The sequence below is a fragment of the Microbacterium sp. genome, assembly GCF_040394595.1.
In the GTDB taxonomy this organism is placed as follows: Bacteria; Actinomycetota; Actinomycetes; order Actinomycetales; family Microbacteriaceae; genus Microbacterium.
Genome location: NZ_JBEBSA010000001.1, coordinates 214393 through 229194 on the forward strand (window position 1 = coordinate 214393; position 14802 = coordinate 229194).

General features: G+C 69.7%; 21 protein-coding genes and 1 tRNA gene. 10 read left to right on the forward strand and 12 right to left on the reverse strand.

Features of this window, described 5'->3' with window-relative positions:
• Positions 1 to 477 (reverse strand): hypothetical protein, encoded by a 477-nt coding sequence (locus tag ABWO84_RS01100; protein WP_353111640.1) that lies wholly within the window; start codon positions 475 to 477, stop codon positions 1 to 3.
• A gap of 195 nt (positions 478 to 672) precedes the next feature.
• Between ABWO84_RS01100 and ABWO84_RS01105 the strand changes: the two genes are divergently transcribed.
• Together ABWO84_RS01105 and ABWO84_RS01110 are read left to right on the forward strand one after the other, a co-directional pair.
• Positions 673 to 1782: a fatty acid desaturase family protein gene (locus ABWO84_RS01105; RefSeq protein ID WP_353111642.1), complete on the forward strand. Its 1110-nt coding sequence runs from the start codon at positions 673 to 675 to the stop codon at positions 1780 to 1782.
• 191 nt (positions 1783 to 1973) lie between these two features.
• Positions 1974 to 2732 carry a M23 family metallopeptidase gene (locus ABWO84_RS01110; protein ID WP_353111644.1) on the forward strand — a complete coding sequence of 253 codons (759 nt, stop codon included), beginning with the start codon at positions 1974 to 1976 and terminating at the stop codon, positions 2730 to 2732.
• 129 nt (positions 2733 to 2861) lie between these two features.
• Here the strand turns inward: ABWO84_RS01110 and ABWO84_RS01115 are convergent, their stop codons facing one another.
• Together ABWO84_RS01115 and ABWO84_RS01120 are read right to left on the reverse strand one after the other, a co-directional pair.
• A complete protein-coding gene (locus ABWO84_RS01115; protein ID WP_353111646.1) occupies positions 2862 to 3230 on the reverse strand; it encodes a glyoxalase superfamily protein in 369 nt (122 codons plus the stop codon).
• A 114-nt stretch (positions 3231 to 3344) separates the two neighbouring features.
• Positions 3345 to 4103 carry a phosphotransferase gene (locus tag ABWO84_RS01120; protein WP_353111648.1) on the reverse strand — a complete coding sequence of 253 codons (759 nt, stop codon included), beginning with the start codon at positions 4101 to 4103 and terminating at the stop codon, positions 3345 to 3347.
• Between the two features lie 83 nt (positions 4104 to 4186).
• On the opposite strand from ABWO84_RS01120, the gene ABWO84_RS01125 reads away from it, so the two are divergent.
• Complete coding sequence (locus tag ABWO84_RS01125) at positions 4187 to 4900, forward strand: aspartate/glutamate racemase family protein (RefSeq protein ID WP_353111650.1); 714 nt, start codon at positions 4187 to 4189, stop codon at positions 4898 to 4900.
• A 31-nt stretch (positions 4901 to 4931) separates the two neighbouring features.
• Entirely contained in the window at positions 4932 to 5390 is a 459-nt protein-coding gene (locus ABWO84_RS01130; RefSeq protein ID WP_353111652.1) for a GNAT family N-acetyltransferase, read from the forward strand.
• 49 nt (positions 5391 to 5439) lie between these two features.
• Here ABWO84_RS01130 and ABWO84_RS01135 read toward each other — a convergent pair whose 3' ends face one another.
• The gene (locus ABWO84_RS01135) at positions 5440 to 5619 is read right to left on the reverse strand and encodes a histidine ammonia-lyase (RefSeq protein WP_353111654.1); all 180 of its coding nucleotides are present in this window, start codon (positions 5617 to 5619) and stop codon (positions 5440 to 5442) included.
• A 107-nt stretch (positions 5620 to 5726) separates the two neighbouring features.
• Here ABWO84_RS01135 and ABWO84_RS01140 point away from each other — a divergent pair, with 107 nt between their 5' ends.
• The 3 genes from ABWO84_RS01140 to ABWO84_RS01150 all read left to right on the forward strand — a co-directional run bounded on the left by ABWO84_RS01140 (position 5727) and on the right by ABWO84_RS01150 (position 8173).
• Complete coding sequence (locus ABWO84_RS01140) at positions 5727 to 5900, forward strand: hypothetical protein (protein WP_353111656.1); 174 nt, start codon at positions 5727 to 5729, stop codon at positions 5898 to 5900.
• Between the two features lie 69 nt (positions 5901 to 5969).
• Positions 5970 to 7241, forward strand: coding sequence for a Na+/H+ antiporter NhaA (gene nhaA, locus ABWO84_RS01145; protein ID WP_353111658.1), 1272 nt, complete (start codon positions 5970 to 5972; stop codon positions 7239 to 7241).
• Between the two features lie 131 nt (positions 7242 to 7372).
• The gene (locus ABWO84_RS01150; RefSeq protein WP_353111660.1) at positions 7373 to 8173 is read left to right on the forward strand and encodes a CPBP family glutamic-type intramembrane protease; all 801 of its coding nucleotides are present in this window, start codon (positions 7373 to 7375) and stop codon (positions 8171 to 8173) included.
• 137 nt (positions 8174 to 8310) lie between these two features.
• Here the strand turns inward: ABWO84_RS01150 and ABWO84_RS01155 are convergent.
• Positions 8311 to 8383 (reverse strand) — tRNA-Lys (locus ABWO84_RS01155).
• A 123-nt stretch (positions 8384 to 8506) separates the two neighbouring features.
• Between ABWO84_RS01155 and ABWO84_RS01160 the strand changes: the two genes are divergently transcribed.
• On the forward strand, positions 8507 to 9313 hold the full coding sequence (locus ABWO84_RS01160; RefSeq protein ID WP_353111662.1) for an inositol monophosphatase family protein: 807 nt from the start codon (positions 8507 to 8509) through the stop codon (positions 9311 to 9313).
• Positions 9314 to 9404: 91 nt separating this feature from the next.
• Here ABWO84_RS01160 and ABWO84_RS01165 read toward each other — a convergent pair whose 3' ends face one another.
• Positions 9405 to 9539 carry a hypothetical protein gene (locus tag ABWO84_RS01165; protein ID WP_353111664.1) on the reverse strand — a complete coding sequence of 45 codons (135 nt, stop codon included), beginning with the start codon at positions 9537 to 9539 and terminating at the stop codon, positions 9405 to 9407.
• A 10-nt stretch (positions 9540 to 9549) separates the two neighbouring features.
• On the opposite strand from ABWO84_RS01165, the gene ABWO84_RS01170 reads away from it, so the two are divergent.
• Positions 9550 to 9897 carry a hypothetical protein gene (locus ABWO84_RS01170; protein ID WP_353111666.1) on the forward strand — a complete coding sequence of 116 codons (348 nt, stop codon included), beginning with the start codon at positions 9550 to 9552 and terminating at the stop codon, positions 9895 to 9897.
• 18 nt (positions 9898 to 9915) lie between these two features.
• Here the strand turns inward: ABWO84_RS01170 and ABWO84_RS01175 are convergent, their stop codons facing one another.
• Positions 9916 to 10110, reverse strand: a complete 195-nt coding sequence (locus ABWO84_RS01175) for a hypothetical protein (RefSeq protein ID WP_353111668.1) — start codon at positions 10108 to 10110, stop codon at positions 9916 to 9918.
• Positions 10111 to 10225: 115 nt separating this feature from the next.
• Between ABWO84_RS01175 and ABWO84_RS01180 the strand changes: the two genes are divergently transcribed.
• On the forward strand, positions 10226 to 10822 hold the full coding sequence (locus tag ABWO84_RS01180) for a TetR/AcrR family transcriptional regulator (protein WP_353111671.1): 597 nt from the start codon (positions 10226 to 10228) through the stop codon (positions 10820 to 10822).
• A 21-nt stretch (positions 10823 to 10843) separates the two neighbouring features.
• Here ABWO84_RS01180 and ABWO84_RS01185 read toward each other — a convergent pair whose 3' ends face one another.
• From ABWO84_RS01185 to ABWO84_RS01205, 5 genes are read right to left on the reverse strand one after another with little or no spacing between them, the layout of a single operon-like run.
• Entirely contained in the window at positions 10844 to 11617 is a 774-nt protein-coding gene (locus ABWO84_RS01185) for an enoyl-CoA hydratase/isomerase family protein (RefSeq protein ID WP_353111673.1), read from the reverse strand.
• Complete coding sequence (gene paaI / locus ABWO84_RS01190; RefSeq protein ID WP_353111675.1) at positions 11614 to 12057, reverse strand: hydroxyphenylacetyl-CoA thioesterase PaaI; 444 nt, start codon at positions 12055 to 12057, stop codon at positions 11614 to 11616. The genes ABWO84_RS01185 and paaI overlap by 4 nt, the downstream gene beginning before the upstream one ends.
• Complete coding sequence (locus ABWO84_RS01195; RefSeq protein ID WP_353111677.1) at positions 12051 to 12875, reverse strand: 3-hydroxyacyl-CoA dehydrogenase family protein; 825 nt, start codon at positions 12873 to 12875, stop codon at positions 12051 to 12053. The genes paaI and ABWO84_RS01195 overlap by 7 nt, the downstream gene beginning before the upstream one ends.
• Positions 12872 to 13627 (reverse strand): enoyl-CoA hydratase/isomerase family protein, encoded by a 756-nt coding sequence (locus tag ABWO84_RS01200; RefSeq protein WP_353111679.1) that lies wholly within the window; start codon positions 13625 to 13627, stop codon positions 12872 to 12874. The genes ABWO84_RS01195 and ABWO84_RS01200 overlap by 4 nt, the downstream gene beginning before the upstream one ends.
• Positions 13624 to 14790 (reverse strand): thiolase family protein, encoded by a 1167-nt coding sequence (locus tag ABWO84_RS01205; RefSeq protein WP_353111681.1) that lies wholly within the window; start codon positions 14788 to 14790, stop codon positions 13624 to 13626. The genes ABWO84_RS01200 and ABWO84_RS01205 overlap by 4 nt, the downstream gene beginning before the upstream one ends.
• Positions 14791 to 14802: the final 12 nt, after the last annotated feature.

Genomic DNA, 14802 nt, shown 5'->3' on the forward strand with positions numbered 1-14802 from the left:
CTACTCCACCATCAGGTCGTCGACCTCGAGGTCGTCGTCGAGCAGGCAGAAGATCGTCGCGTCGGGGTACTGCTCCGGCGAGACGTAGAGCAGCGTCATCCCGCCGTCGCCGAAGACCACGACGCCGTCGAGGGAGATGTCCTCGGCGAGCTCCTCGATGAGGTCGTCGACATCGTCCTCATCGTCCTCGGCGACCGCCTCGGAGAGCTCCCGCACGACCTGACGCTCGCGCGCGTCGAGGATCTCCTCGGTCAGCCGCGCGAGCGCGTGCTCGGCGGTGCGCTGCATCTCCTCGAGGCTCGGCAGATTCTCCGGCTCGATGTCCTCCTCGTCGTCGTCCGCCTCGTCCTCGGACTCCTCCAGATCGAAGTCGTCGTCGAAGTCGTACTGCACGGTCACGTGACGTCCGCCAGGGAGCTCGGCCGTCGCCGTGAGCGCCCCGTCGTCGTCGGTGTCGATGTCGTCGAGCTCGATCATGGTGACGCCTCCTCGCCATCGCCATGATCTCATCGGCGCCCGCCGAGCGGAAGAGGGGGCCCCGAGGTACAGCCCGCGCTCCTTCATACGCCGTGCGGAATACGCATCGCAGTACGGTGAGAGCAGCGATCGGCACCCGCCTTTGGCTTCACCGCAGGGCGCGTTCCCGCCCCTGCCGGAAGATTGGCGCCGATCATGCCCGTTGCCGTCGTATCCGAGACGTCCGCCCTCGGCCCGGTCCGACAGACGTACGCCCGCGCCGAGGACTTTCCGCCGATCGCACGGGCCTACACGCACGTGTCAGAGGTCGTCCGCGAAACGGGTCTGCTGCGTCGCGCGCCATGGTTCTACGCGATGGTCGGGACGGCTCTGCTCCTCGGGTTCGGCGGTGCGGTCACCGGATTCGTCCTTCTCGGCGACAGCTGGTTCCAGCTGCTCATCGCCGCCGCCCTCGGCATCCTGTTCACCCAGGTGGCCTTCCTCGCGCACGAGGCCGCACACCGGCAGATCCTCGCCACCGGCCCCGCGAACGATCGCCTCGCCCGTGTGCTCGGCGCCGTCGTCGGCATGAGCTATTCCTGGTGGGACTCCAAGCACAGCCGCCACCATGCCAACCCCAACCGTGTGGGCAAGGATCCCGATATCGAGGTCGACACGATCTCGTTCCTCGACGAGGACGCCGCGAGGGCCCGCGGGCTCCGCCGAGCCATCACCCGCAAGCAGGGCTGGCTCTTCTTCCCGCTCCTCACGCTTGAGGGGCTCAACCTCCACATCCTCAGCTTCCGGCATCTGTTCGGACGCGGCCCGGTGAAGGCACGCGCATCCGAGATCGCGCTGCTCGCCGTCCGCTTCGTCCTCGTCCTCACGCCCGTCTTCCTGTTCCTCCCCCTGGGCATGGCCTTCGCCTTCGTCGGCGTGATGATCGCCGTCTTCGGCGTCTACATGGGCGCATCGTTCGCCCCCAATCACAAGGGCATGCCGGTGATCGCGGCGGATGCGAGGCTCGACTTCTTCTCCAAGCAGGTCCGCACCTCCCGCAACATCCGGGGCGGATGGTGGGCGACCTGGCTCATGGGCGGTCTGAACTACCAGGTCGAGCACCACCTGTTCCCCAGCATGGCCCGCCCGCACCTCGCCAGGGCGCGGGAGATCGTCCGTGAGCACTGCGCGACTCTCGAGGTGCCGTACACGGAGACATCCCTGTGGCGCTCCTACGCCATCGTCATCGACTACCTGAACCGCGTCGGGCTCGCGGCCAGAGACCCCTTCGACTGCCCCGTCACCGCACAGTACCGCCGCGCCTGACCCCGGCGAAGAACCTCGTCTTCGCCGATCCCCTCGTCGTCGGCGCCCGACGCAGTCCCTCCCGAACCCACTCCCTCGTGACCGTACCCGAGGCGAACGTGGTCGCGCTGTAGGACAAAAAGGGGACAGCGAAGAGCGCCTCCGAGCCGTTAGCGTCATGGCCATTCGACACGTGCATGAAGGGGGAGCACATGAGTCCACCGAATTCTGAGACCCGGTCCTTCGAGGCCATCCTCTCGGATCCGATATCACGGCGTTCGTTCCTGTCGGCCGCGGGCGTTGCCGCGGGCGTCGTCGTCCTCGGCGCGACAGCGGTCGATGCCGACCTGGCCCTTGCGGCCGGTCCGACGCTGTGGCCGAACGGGACGACGACGAGGCCGCCGATCAGCAGCGGCTACGGCGACCGAGACGGACGCCTGCACGCAGGAACCGACTTCATCGGGTTCTCCACGGTGCGGGCGGTGACTGAGGGCACGGTGGTCTCCACCGGTGTGCTCGCCGGCTGGAGTGCCGGCGGGTATCAGGTGCTGATACAGCACTCCGGGTACACGTCGCGCTATCTGCACCTCGCCGCGGGCACGATCCTGGTGTCGGCGGGACAGACCGTCGCCGCGGGGAGCCCGCTCGCGACCATGGGCTCGACGGGGAACTCCACCGGGGTCCACCTCCATCTCGAGATCAACCCCGGCGGCGGCCAGGTCGATCCCGTGCCGTTCCTCACCTCGCGCATCTCCGGCACGACCGTGCCTCAGCCTCAACCTCAGAAGGACGACGACATGATCATTTTCATCCAGGGCAAGGTCGGAAGCCGCCGCGGCGGATACTACGCGATCATCAACGGGCAGGCCACGTTCCTCGGCTCGTCGGCGACCGTGACGAACGGCGTCGCGACCGTCACCGAGGACGCCGCGATCTCCGCACTCCAGGCCCGCATCCCGGGTCTTTCCTGACGCCCGATCCGGACACGACGGAGCCCGGCGGGAGGACGACACTCCTCCCGCCGGGCTTTTGCTCTGCCGCCGCAGGGCAGTCCCTCTCGCACGCGATCTCGCTGATCGTCTCGAGCCGGGCGTCGTCCGTCAGGCGCGTTCCTCGCCGACGTCGACCCGGTTCCCGTCGGGATCGGCGAACACGAAGGTGCGCAGACCGAAGTCGGCGTCTCGGATTCCCTTGACGATGGGCACGCCGAGCTCGGCACAGCGTCCGTACAGAGCGTCGACGCCGTGGACCATCAGATGTGCGACGTTCGCCGTGGTCCCTCGATGACCGGGCACGAGCGTCAGGTGGAGCTCGACACCCGCCCTTTCGAGGATGACGAACCCGGTGGGATCCCCGTTGCGGAAGACCTCGTCCATCCCGAGAACGGAGGCGTAGAAGGCGGCTGACCTTTCGACGTCACTGACAGGGATCGTCGGCGCGAAACGGACGAGCGCGAAAGAAGCGGACATGATGACTCCTCGAGATGCCGTCTGCGCGGATGCCCGGATCCGGCGGTGCGGAGCGACGGGACGCAGATCGATGGTGGGAGCGGTGTCCTCGGTGAGGATCACCTTACACCGCCCCTACACGGTGCCTTCGACGAGCGCGGCGCACCACGTCTCCCGATGCGCTCGGACATAGTTCTCCACCGCGCCCCAGTGCTCGCCGTGTCCGTCGCGGAACATCGTCGCCCAGGGCTCCCTGCCTTCGGCGTGCGCGGTCCGGAGCAGAGCGAGCATCGCGCCGACCCGCTGCTCGATCGCCTCCGGAAGCGCGTCGCGAAGGGCCGCCCCCGCTCCGTACCCGTCGACGAAGGCGCGGAGATCGAGCCCCGCGCAGTCCGGCGCTGTGCCGGGATGCGAGAGGGTGAAGGCCTGTGCGGCGTAGGCGAGATCCCACAGCCGGGTGCTCGGAGCCGCGGCATCCCAGTCGATGAACACCCAGCGGTCACCGAGGACGAGATTCCACGGCGCGAGATCGTTGTGGCAGATCAGCTCCTCGCCGGGCGCGGGGATGGCCGTCTCCCACCGCGCGTCGGCGGGCGGGACGAAGCCCGCGGCGGCGTCGTGGATCGCGCGCACCATCCCGCCCACCCGGCGCAGCTCGGCGGCGGTCAGGGGCGCCGAGTGCATCGCGAGACGGCCGGGGATGAACTCGACGACCTGCCGTCCGCGTTCATCGCGCCCTCTCGGGGCAGGCACGTCGACTCCGCTCCCCCGTAGCGCGGTCATGAACCCCTGCACGCTCGGGCTCGACGCTGTCCAGGCCTTCCGCACCGTGTCGGCCACCTTCACCACGGCACCGCTCGCGTTGCCGCCCGTCAGTCGCTGCTCCTGTTCCACCCGCCGACCCTATCGGCCCGGGAGGCGCGGGCATCGGCGGCGGGACAGGAGCGAAGGGAACACCTGCTCTAGGGTGAGGCAGTGTGAAGACGATCGGTGTGCTCGGCGGAATGAGCTGGGAGTCATCCCTCAGCTGGTATCGAATGGCGAACGAACAGATTCGCGAGCGGCTGGGCGGCTACCACTCGGCCTCGATCCTGCTCGATTCGCTCGACTTCGCCGACATCGAAGCGCTGCAGGCGGTCGGCGACTGGGACGCGGCGGGCCGCATCCTCGCCGCGCACGCAGAACGACTGGAAGCGGCCGGCGCCGGGCTGGTGGTGCTCTGCACTAACACCATGCATCTGGTCGCCGATCGGATCACCGCGGCGATCACAGTCCCGTTCATCCACATCGGCGACTCCACGTCCGAAGCGATCGTCAAGGAAGGCCTGACGACCGTCGGGTTGCTCGGCACCGCGTTCACGATGGAGCAGACGTTCTACCGCGACCGACTCGCGCGGCACGGTGTCACCTCCGTCATCCCTGACGAAGAGGATCGCGCGACGGTCCATCGGATCATCTACGACGAGCTGGTGAAGGGCATCATCACCGAGCAGTCGCGGCAGGCATACCGGGAGGTCATCGTCCGGCTCGCCGAGTCCGGCGCCGAAGGCGTCGTGCTGGGCTGCACCGAGATCGAGCTCCTGATCAGCCAGGCGGACTCCCCGGTGCCCGTCTTCCCGACCACCTCTCTGCACGTCACCGCAGCCCTTGACGCCGCGGAGGAGCCGGACGTCGACATCCGCGTGGCTTGACAGCCGATGGCATCTGCACCAGCATCGTTCGATGCCCGAGAACCCGACTGAGATCCGCATCCGCCCGGCTTTCGGCCCTTCGGAGTATCCGGCGCTCGTCGGGATCTGGCGGAGCGCCGTCCGCGCCACCCACGACTTCCTCGAGGAGTCCGACTTCGCCCGTATCGAGGGGAACCTCGCATCGGCGTACTTCCCGGCCGTGACGCTCATCGTGGCCGAGCGCGACAAGAGGCCGATCGCGTTCGCCGGCGTGGCCGAGGGGAACCTCGAGATGCTCTTCGTGTCCGACGACGCACGCGGCACGGGCATCGGGACCGTGCTGCTCCGCGAGACCGTGGAACGGCACGGCGTCACCAGGGTCGACGTCAACGAGCAGAACCCCCAGGGACACGGGTTCTATCTCAGCCGCGGGTTCGTGCAGACCGGACGGAGCGAGGTCGACGGGGACGGACGCCCGTACCCGACCCTCCACCTCGCTCTGCCGGCCTGAGTCGCCCCTCGGGGAGGGAACGACGCGCGCGCGAGCGAGCGTCTCGCGCTTAGCGCCTAGAGGGGAGCCAGTTCCGGCTGCCGGTCTTGTCGTGCCACTCCCGGTGATACGCGTAGTCCGTGTCCACGGCCTCGACGACCGCGGCGCCGCATATGTCGCAGATCCGCATCAGGACGAGCCCCTCATCGGTCCTGATTGTGATCGTCTCCTTGGGGAACACCAGATCCATGCGGCGCCTCCTGCCTGTTCCGATGTGCCGAGTGTACGGACGACGCGGTGACCGCGGAAGGGCGACACGGTCGGCCGGCTCGCAGGCGGCCCGCCTAGGATGGTCGCGTGCCCATTCGTCCCCACGCCGGCTCCGCCCGAGCCCCGCAGCGCCTGGGATCCGCCGAGCCGATGCGCGCGTGGATGAGAGTGGTGCTGCATCCGGGGACGAACGGATGGACCAGCGTGTGGGGCACGATCTCCCACGGTGAGATCGCGGGCTGCCCGCCGCCAGCCGCCTAGGCCGTTCCTCGATCGACGGGGCGCGGTCTGCCGCTGTCCGAGCCCGTTCCCACCCATCGAGGTCTTTGCATGTCTTCCCGTCGTCCCTCCTTCCTGCCTGCCCCCCATGAGCTCTGGCGGGGCATCCTCTCCACCGCCCGCAGCGACGTCTTCGCCGGGGCGCTCCTCCTCACCGCGACCGTGGCCGCCCTGGTGCTCGCGAACTCTCCCGGCGCCTCGTGGTACGAGAGCGTCCGCGACTTCCGGTTCGGCATCCCGGAGCTGCACCTCGACCTCAGCGTCGGCGCATGGGCGGCCGACGGCCTCCTCGCGATCTTCTTCTTCGTCGTCGGGCTCGAGCTGAAGGAGGAGTTCGTCGCGGGGCAGCTCCGCGATCCCCGTCGGGCCGCGCTGCCGATCGCTGCGGCCATCGGAGGCGTCATCGTGCCCGCGGTGATCTTCGTGGCGCTGAACGCCGGGTCGGGACCGGAGGCGCTCCGAGGATGGGCGATCCCGACCGCGACCGACATCGCCTTCGCCGTCGCCGTGCTCGCGGTCGTCGGGAGGTTCCTGCCGCCCGCGCTGCGCGTCTTCCTGCTGACCCTGGCGATCATCGACGACCTGATCGCGATCACCATCATCGCGACCTTCTACACCGAGACGATCAGCGGCCCGTGGATCGCGCTCGCCCTCCTGCCTCTCGCGGGCTTCGCGATGGCGGTGCAGAAAGGCATCCGCTCCCCCTGGGTGCTGCTTCCGCTCGCCGTGGCGACCTGGGTCTGCATCCACGCCTCCGGGGTCCACGCGACCGTCGCCGGTGTGCTCCTCGGGTTCGTGGTGCCCGTGGAGCCCACCGCACAGGCCCGCATCCGCAAGGGCACGGACGCGAACGGCGAGCCGCTGTACGACGGCATGGCCGCGCACCTCGCCGACCGGTGGGGCGTGGTCGCGACCCTCTTTGCCGTGCCCGTGTTCGCCTTCTTCGCGGCGGGCGTGGAGATCGGCGGCGTCGACGGCCTCCGCTCGGCGTTCGCGGACCCGATCACCCTCGGCATCGTCGCCGGACTCGTGCTCGGAAAGCCGATCGGCATCGTCCTCACGACCTTCCTCCTCAGCCGGGCCCGCGCCTTCCGGCTCGACGAGACCATCCGCTGGGGAGACCTCATCGGAATGTCGTTCCTCGCGGGGATCGGCTTCACGGTGTCGCTCCTCGTCGGGGAGCTCGCCTTCGGTGCGAGCTCCGTCGCGGACGAGCACGTGAAGATCGGCGTGCTCGTCGGATCACTCACCGCGGCCGTCCTCGGCGGGGCGGTGCTCGCCTCCCGCAACCGTCGGGCCAAGGCCCTCTCCACGCTCTCCTGAGCGGCGAAACGACCTCTCGCCGCCGGATTCCGGGTATCCCCCGCCGACCTTCCGGGTTTCCGCATTCCGGCAGGTCGGCGCGCCTGCCTAGATTGCTAGACGCACCCCTTCCGAGACGAACCGAGGTCACCATGAGCCCGATCCCCGCCCGCTCGTCCTCCGCCCGATCGACGACCTCTGACGTCACCTCGTTCTTCGCCATCGCGATCCTCCTGTGCTTCGCGCTGTCGGTTCCGATGGTCTTCCGGCTCGTGCCGACGGATGTCGACAACCTGATCACGCCGATCCTGCAGCTGACGCCGCTGCTCGCGGCGGTCATCCTGTGGCTCGTCCGTCGCCCAGGGACGTTCCGAGAGACCTTCGCGACGCGGTGGCGAGGTGCGATGGGATGGGCCGGCATCGGCATCGGACTCATTGCGGTGATCGCCGCGGCGCAGACCTCGTTCGCCCTCGCGACAGGCATCTGGCGACTCAACCCGCTCGACGAGATCCTGGCCGCCACCGTGTGGGTGATCCCGGTGTTCCTCATGCAGTCCGTGTTCGCGATCGGTGAGGAGTTCGGCTGGCGCGGGTGGCTGGCGACGCGCGCCGCATCGTGGGGCTTCTGGCGTCTCGCCGTGGTCAGCGGGCTGGTGTGGATCGTCTGGCATCTGCCGGTGCTCGCGGTCATCGGCGATCGGCCGTTCTGGGACATCGTGATCTACTTCGCCGGGATGCTGCCCTGGGCGCCACTGCTGCTCGCGCTGCGCTGGCGCTCGGGAAGCGTCTGGCCTGCTGTTCTGACGCACGGAGCGATCAACAGCGTGCGGGTCTACCTGCTGCAGTCTGTGCCGAACGCGACGGATCATCTGCTCATCGAGGTGATCGGCTGGGTGCTCACACTCGGCGCCGCAGTCTGGCTGATGCGCAAGAGTCCTCGGCCGGCGCGCTGAGACGCGGGCCGAGCTGAGCTGCGAGCTGACCTCATCCACGGGGACGTGCCGACCGTGAGAGCAGGGCCGCTGGGGGAAAGCCTCCAGAAGATGCAGAAAAGCCCCGGTAGATGGCGAGATCTACCAGGGCTTGTCCGTGCACCCCCAGGGACTTGAACCCTGAACCCACTGATTAAGAGTCAGTTGCTCTGCCGATTGAGCTAGAGGTGCGTGGCGCCGTGCGGCACCGAGGAATAACGTTACCAGCCGGATGCTCGACCCACAAAATCACCCGGCGACGCCCGGGCGCGTCGCGCCCCAGGGCTTCTGGGACGGGCCGACTATCCTGGGGACGTGACCTCCTCCCCCACGGACGCCTCCCTTCTCGACGACCTCGAGTTCGCCCTGCGCCTCGCCGATGCGGCGGACGCGCAGTCGCTCCCGCGCTTCGACGCCGCGGATCTGGAGGTCTCCACGAAGGCGGACCACTCGCACGTCACGGACGCCGACCTCGCGACCGAACGAGCGATCCGGGCGCTCATCGCCGACCAGCGCCCCGCCGATGGCATCCTCGGCGAGGAGTTCGGCGCGGATGGCGACACGCATCGCCAGTGGATCATCGACCCCATCGACGGCACCGCGAACTTCCTCCGCGGAGTGCCGCTCTGGGGCACCATGATCGCCCTGGCGATCGACGGAGTTCCCCGGATCGGCGTCGTGAGCATGCCGGCGCTCGGACGCCGCTGGTGGGGTCTCTCCGGAGTCGGCGCGTGGACGGGGTCCACCGACGCCCCCGTTCCGATCGAAGTCTCGTCGGTGTCCTCCCTCGACGACGCGAGCGTGAGCTTCCAGAGCATCGCGCAGTGGGCCGATGCCGGCCGTCTCCCCCAGCTGCTCCGCATCGCGGACCGCGTGTGGCGCGACCGCGCCTACGGCGATGTCTACTCCTACATGCTCCTCGCCGAGGGACGCATCGACATGGTGGCGGAGTTCGGCGTCAAGGAATACGACATCGCCGCCGCCGTCGCGATCGTCGACGCCGCCGGCGGACGGTTCACCGCGGCGGACGGCAGCGCATCGATCAGCGATCTGTCCGCCCTCGCCACCAACGGCGCCCTCCACGACGCCTTCGTCGACCTGCTGCGGACGCCGGTCGGGTGAGCAGGCAGAGAGTGAGAAGGCAGATGACTCCCCGGCTCCCCCTCGCGGTCGCCTCGATCGCGCTCATCGCCCTCACTTCGGCGTGCTCCGCTCACACGCCATCGCCGACGAAACAGCCCACGAAGCCCTCGGCGACGACCCCCGCGGCGACCGTCGCCCCCACGCCCCCGCCGACGGAGAAGCCCGCCGCGGATCCGACCTGCGAGACGATCATCTCCCCCGGCACCGTCGAAGGCTTGAAGTCACAGCACTGGACGCCGAAGCAGGACGAGTTCCGCGTCGGTGACATCGTGGTCGACGGCGGCATCCTCTGCATGTGGGCCGACTACTCCGTGGCCTCGGACCACGGCCAGATGTACGGCTGGGCGCCCGCGAGCCCCGAGCTGATCGACAAGCTGCGCTCGTCGCTGAACCAGGCAGGCTGGCAGAAGATCGACGATGCCGCCGGCGACTACCTCACCGAGGATCCGAACCACGCGTTCTCGACCGACGAGGACGGCTACGGCATGACCTACCAGTTCGGCGACGGCTGGGTGAAGGTCGCGGACACGAAACAGGGCCTCATCCTCATCGACTGGAGGTGAGGCCCTGGCGGCGGAGGGTCAGCCCTCCTGGGACCAGTTGTTCGACCGGCGGGTCGCCGATCCGCGCTGACGCATCACGAAGGCCAGCGACAGGCTGACCAGGAGGATGCCGGCGGTGAACACGACGCCCTGCCACTCCGGAAGCCCGTGCGCGATGCCGGTGAGGAAGATCCCGCCGACGAACATGATCAGGAAGGCGATGAACGCGAACATGGCGGTCCTCTCGAAATAGGGCAGTGCTCCTCCAGCTTAGCGCTGACCGGGGGCACTACGTTGGACGAAGGGACCCGACGTCGCCGCCGTGGTGCCCGCTCAGAAGGGAGCAACGATGGCCACGACGCGCGCTCCGCGCCGCGGACGCCCCGGATACACCCGTGATCAGGTGCTGCAGGTCGCCGTCGACGTCTTCAACCAGCAGGGGTACGACGCGACCTCGGTCGCCGACCTCGCCGGCCGTCTCGGGCTGACCAAGTCCGCGCTCTACCACCACTTCGACTCCAAGGAGCAGCTGTTGGAGCTCGCTCTCGACTCGGCCCTCGGCGGGCTCGAAGGGGCCCTGGACGAGGCGATGCAGCACTCCACCGTGGCCGAGCAGCTCTCGGAGGGCATCCGCGGCGCGGTGCAGGTCCTGACCGCGCGTCAGGCCGAGGTGACCCTTCTGCTGCGGCTCCGCGGCAACAGCGCGATCGAGCTCGCTGCCCTGCAGCGCCGCCGCACGTTCGACCAGCGGGTCGCCGCGCTGGTCCGTCAAGCGCAGGCCGAAGGTCTGCTCCGCGACGACATCGACGCCGGCACCACCACCCGCCTGGTGTTCGGCATGATCAACTCGATCGTCGAGTGGTATCGCACCGGGGGCTCGATCGATCCGGACCGCCTCGCGGACGAGGTGCTGACCGTCGCCCTCGACGGCCTGCGCCCCCGCTGATCCGGACGGGAAGGTCAGGGCTCAGCGCCCGTGGAAGCTCGGCGTCTCCCGCGAGAGGAACGCCTGCACCGCCCCCCAGTGATCGTCCGTCGCCCCGCTGACCGTCTGCCCCTCGGCCTCCGCCTCGAGCGCGGCCTCCAGGGACGGAAGGTCGAGCAGCATCCGCTTCGTCTGCGCGTAGGCGACCGTCGGACCGGCCGCCAGCCGCCCGGCGACCTCCATCGCCCGAGCGATCGGGTCCTCGGCGATCTCCCCGCCGACGCCCCACGAGATCGCCTGCTCCGGCGAGAACGAGGCGGTCAGCAGCATGAGCTCCGCTGCCCGCTGCACGCCGACGGCACGCGGGAGCGTGTAGGAGAGGCCGGAGTCGAAGGTCAGCCCGATGGCCGAGAACGCGGTGCCGAGGCGCGCGTCGGCGGCGAACACGCGGTGATCGCAGGCCAGCGCGAACCCGAGGCCGGCCCCCATGCACGCACCGCTCACGGCGGCCACGACGGGTTTCGGCATCGTCATCAGGCCGCGTACGATCGGCGTGTAGTGGGCCCGCACCGTGGCGAAGGCGGCGTCCGCGCCGTCGGCCAGCGCCTCCGCGTGCTCACCGAGGTCTTGACCGACGCAGAACGAACGGCCGTTCGCCGCGAGCACCACGGCGCGGACGGCATCGTCGGCGGCGACCTCTCCCATCGCCGCCGCCAGCTCATCCTTCATCGAGGTGGTGAGCGCATTGTGGCGGTCGGGGCGATCGAGGATGATCCTCGCGAGCGCCCCGTCCCTCTCCAGCAGGATCGTCGTCATGATGATGCCTCCCCCAGCACCGGCCGGCCCAGCGATCGGCTGCGTCCTCGGAACACCGCGACGACCGTGTCGCCGCGACGCACCGTGATGTCGTAGATGCCCGAACGTCCGCGCAGCACGACCTCCCGGCCCTCGGCCACGAGCCGATCACCGAGGTGGACCGGCTCCAGGAAGTCCACCTCGAAACCCGACGCGACGGTCACGATGCCCCTGCTGTTGCAGGCGAACGCGAAGGTGCTGTCCGCCAGCGTGGAGAGGAAGCCGCCATGGCAGATCCCGTGGCCGTTGACCATGTCCGCGCGGATCTCCATCGACAGCGTCGCCGTGCCGGGGCCGACTCGCTCGATGGTCATGCCGAGGCCCTTGCTGGCGTCGTCGGAGGCCCACATCGTGTCGGCGCACGCCTGCGCGAGCTGCTGGTCGTCCATCGTCGTCACCATGCGTAGAACCCCTGTCCGGTCTTGCGTCCGAGCTGTCCCGCCGCGACCTTGTCCCGCAGCACCCGTGGCGGCGCGAAACGCGGCCCGAGCTCCTGTTCGAGATGCTCCGCGATCGCCAGGCGCACATCGAGCCCGACGATGTCGGTCGTGCGCAGCGGTCCGGCGGGGTGCCGGTAGCCGAGCGTCATCGCGGTGTCGATGTCCTCTGCCGAGGCCACCCCCTCGTCGAGCATCCGCATCGCCTCCAGCGCCAGTGCGACGCCGAGTCTGCTGCTCGCGAAGCCCGGGGAGTCGCGCACGGTGATCGCCGTCTTGCCGAGTCCTTCGACCCACCCCCGGGCCCGACCGACCAGCTCGTCGGCCGTGCGGGCGCCAACGACGATCTCGACGAGGTCGCTGACCGGCACGGGGTTGAAGAAGTGCAGCCCGATCAGCCGCGACGGGTCGTCGAGAGCACCGGCGAGCCCGTCGATCGACAGCGAGCTCGTGTTGCTCCCGATCGCCGCCTCCGGGGCGGCCACGGCGATTCGCTCCAGCACCTCCCGCTTGAGGTCGGGCAGCTCGGGCACGGCCTCGACCACCAGAGTGCAGTCCGCGAGAGCTCGGGCGTCGACGCCCACCGCCGCCCGGCCGCGCGCCTCCACGCCCTTCTCGGCGGCCTTCGCGAGGCTCGCGGCGATCCGCTCGCGCGCGGCCCCCGCGGTCTCCTCGGAGCCCTCGATCACCGACACGTCGGCGCCGGCCAGTGCGAACGCGTGCGCGATCCCCGCACCCATCCGGCCTCCGCCGTAGACCCCGACCCGCTCCGGAACCGTCATGCGCCCTCCTTCTTCGCCTTGCGCTCCAGGAACGCGGTCATCCGGTCGTGCTTCTCCTGCGTCTCGAAGAGCACCGCCTGCGCGATGTCGTCGATGAGCGGATGCGCCTCGCGCGGCGCATGGAACGCCGACTTGGTGAGGCGGATCGCCAGCGGCGCCTGGACGGTGATGCGATCGGCGAGACGGTGGCCTGCGGCCTCCAGCTCATCGGCCTCGACCACCTCGTTGAGCAGCCGAGCCTCTCGGGCCTCCTCACCGGTCAGCGTGCGTCCGGCGAGGAGGATCTCCTTCGCGAGCGGCTCTCCGACGAGCTCCCGCAGACGCCATGCGGCACCGGCCGCGGCGAGGATGCCGAGGCCCGGCTCAGGGTTGCCGATCCTGACCGCGGGCGTGCCGATGCGGAAGTCGCAGGCGTAGGCGAGCTCCGCTCCCCCGCCGAGCGCGTAGCCGTCGAGCAGCGCGATCGTCGGCAGCGGCAGCCGATGGATGCGGTCGAAGATACCGGAGTTGATGCCGGCGAGCGCGTCCTCCCTCCGACGCTCGCGCAGCTGACCGATGTCGGCGCCCGCCGCGAACGTCCCCCCTGACCCGATCAGCAGCGCAACCCTCGGACGCTGCTCCAACTGCCGACAGGCCTCGTGCAGGGCCTCGACGAGCGTCAGATCGATCGCGTTGCGCACCTCGGGGCGGTTCAGGCGGAGGATCACCCGGTCGTCGCGCTCCTCGACCAGCAGCGCCTCACCGGCGCTCACGGGCGCTCCAGCAGCAGCGCGCCGCCCTGTCCGACGCCGACGCACATCGTCGCGAGACCCCGGCTGCCGGCCGACTGCTCGAGACGGTTCAGCAGCGTGACGGCGATGCGGGTCCCCGAGCAGCCCAGCGGATGCCCGAGAGCGATCGCCCCGCCCCAGGCGTTCACGATCGCGTCGTCCAGCTCGAGCCCGCGGATGCACGCGATGGCCTGGGACGCGAACGCCTCGTTGAGCTCAACCGCGTCGAGATCGTCCACGCTCCAGCCGGCCCGGTCGAGCACCTTGCGGCTGGCCGGGATCGGGCCGATGCCCATGATCTCCGGCGGCACTCCTGCGCTGGCTGTTCCGACGACCCGCGCCCGGGGCTGCAGACCGTGCGCATCGAGGTAGCGGTCGCTGACGACGACGACCGCCGCGGCACCGTCGTTCAGCGAGCTGGAGTTGCCGGCGGTGATCGCTCCCCCCTGCCCGTGCACGGGTCGCAGACCGGCCAGCTTCTCCGCCGTGGTGTCGGGGCGCGGCCCCTCATCCGCGGAGACATCGCCGACGGCGACGATCTCCGCATCGAAGCGCCCGTCCCGTTGCGCCTGCACCGCACGCTGGTGGGAGCGGAGGGCGAACGCGTCGAGCTCGTCACGCGCGAGTCCGTACCTCTCGGCGACCCGCTCGGCGGTCTGCGGCATCGTGAGCGTGGTCTCGTCGTCGAAGCGGGGATTCGTGAAGCGCCATCCGATCGACGTATCCCAGCTGCGCCCGGGCTTCGCCCAGGCCTTCGCCGGCTTCTCGGTCACCCACGGCGCACGGGTCATCGACTCGACGCCTCCGGCGATCACCACGTCGGCGTCGCCGGCGAGGATCATCTGCCGCGCCGTCGCGATCGCGGTCATCCCCGAGGCGCACAGGCGGTTGACGGTGAAGCCGGGAACCGTCTGCGGGAGGCCGGCGAGCAGGCCGGCCATCCGCGCCACGTTGCGGTTGTCCTCGCCGGCCTGGTTGGCGGCGCCGAGGACCACCTCGTCGACGTGCTCGGGGTCGATGCCGCTGCGGGCCACCACCTCCCGGATCACGAGGGCGGCGAGGTCGTCCGGCCGCTCGCCCCCGAGCACGCCGCCGTAGCGGCCGATGGGCGTGCGGATCCCGTCAAGGATGAAGGCTTCGGTCATCATTCGCTCCGG

Excerpts from the sequence above, each read along its gene's own strand:
- ABWO84_RS01100 (WP_353111640.1), bottom strand. The coding sequence starts at position 477 with ATGATCGAGCTCGACGACATCGACACCGACGACGACGGGGCGCTCACG.
- ABWO84_RS01105 (WP_353111642.1), top strand. The coding sequence starts at position 673 with ATGCCCGTTGCCGTCGTATCCGAGACGTCCGCCCTCGGCCCGGTCCGA.
- ABWO84_RS01110 (WP_353111644.1), top strand. The coding sequence starts at position 1,974 with ATGAGTCCACCGAATTCTGAGACCCGGTCCTTCGAGGCCATCCTCTCG.
- ABWO84_RS01115 (WP_353111646.1), bottom strand. The coding sequence starts at position 3,230 with ATGTCCGCTTCTTTCGCGCTCGTCCGTTTCGCGCCGACGATCCCTGTC.
- ABWO84_RS01130 (WP_353111652.1), top strand. The coding sequence starts at position 4,932 with ATGCCCGAGAACCCGACTGAGATCCGCATCCGCCCGGCTTTCGGCCCT.
- ABWO84_RS01135 (WP_353111654.1), bottom strand. The coding sequence starts at position 5,619 with ATGGATCTGGTGTTCCCCAAGGAGACGATCACAATCAGGACCGATGAG.
- nhaA (WP_353111658.1), top strand. The coding sequence starts at position 5,970 with ATGTCTTCCCGTCGTCCCTCCTTCCTGCCTGCCCCCCATGAGCTCTGG.
- ABWO84_RS01150 (WP_353111660.1), top strand. The coding sequence starts at position 7,373 with ATGAGCCCGATCCCCGCCCGCTCGTCCTCCGCCCGATCGACGACCTCT.
- ABWO84_RS01175 (WP_353111668.1), bottom strand. The coding sequence starts at position 10,110 with ATGTTCGCGTTCATCGCCTTCCTGATCATGTTCGTCGGCGGGATCTTC.
- ABWO84_RS01180 (WP_353111671.1), top strand. The coding sequence starts at position 10,226 with ATGGCCACGACGCGCGCTCCGCGCCGCGGACGCCCCGGATACACCCGT.
- ABWO84_RS01185 (WP_353111673.1), bottom strand. The coding sequence starts at position 11,617 with ATGACGACGATCCTGCTGGAGAGGGACGGGGCGCTCGCGAGGATCATC.
- paaI (WP_353111675.1), bottom strand. The coding sequence starts at position 12,057 with ATGGTGACGACGATGGACGACCAGCAGCTCGCGCAGGCGTGCGCCGAC.
- ABWO84_RS01195 (WP_353111677.1), bottom strand. The coding sequence starts at position 12,875 with ATGACGGTTCCGGAGCGGGTCGGGGTCTACGGCGGAGGCCGGATGGGT.
- ABWO84_RS01205 (WP_353111681.1), bottom strand. The coding sequence starts at position 14,790 with ATGACCGAAGCCTTCATCCTTGACGGGATCCGCACGCCCATCGGCCGC.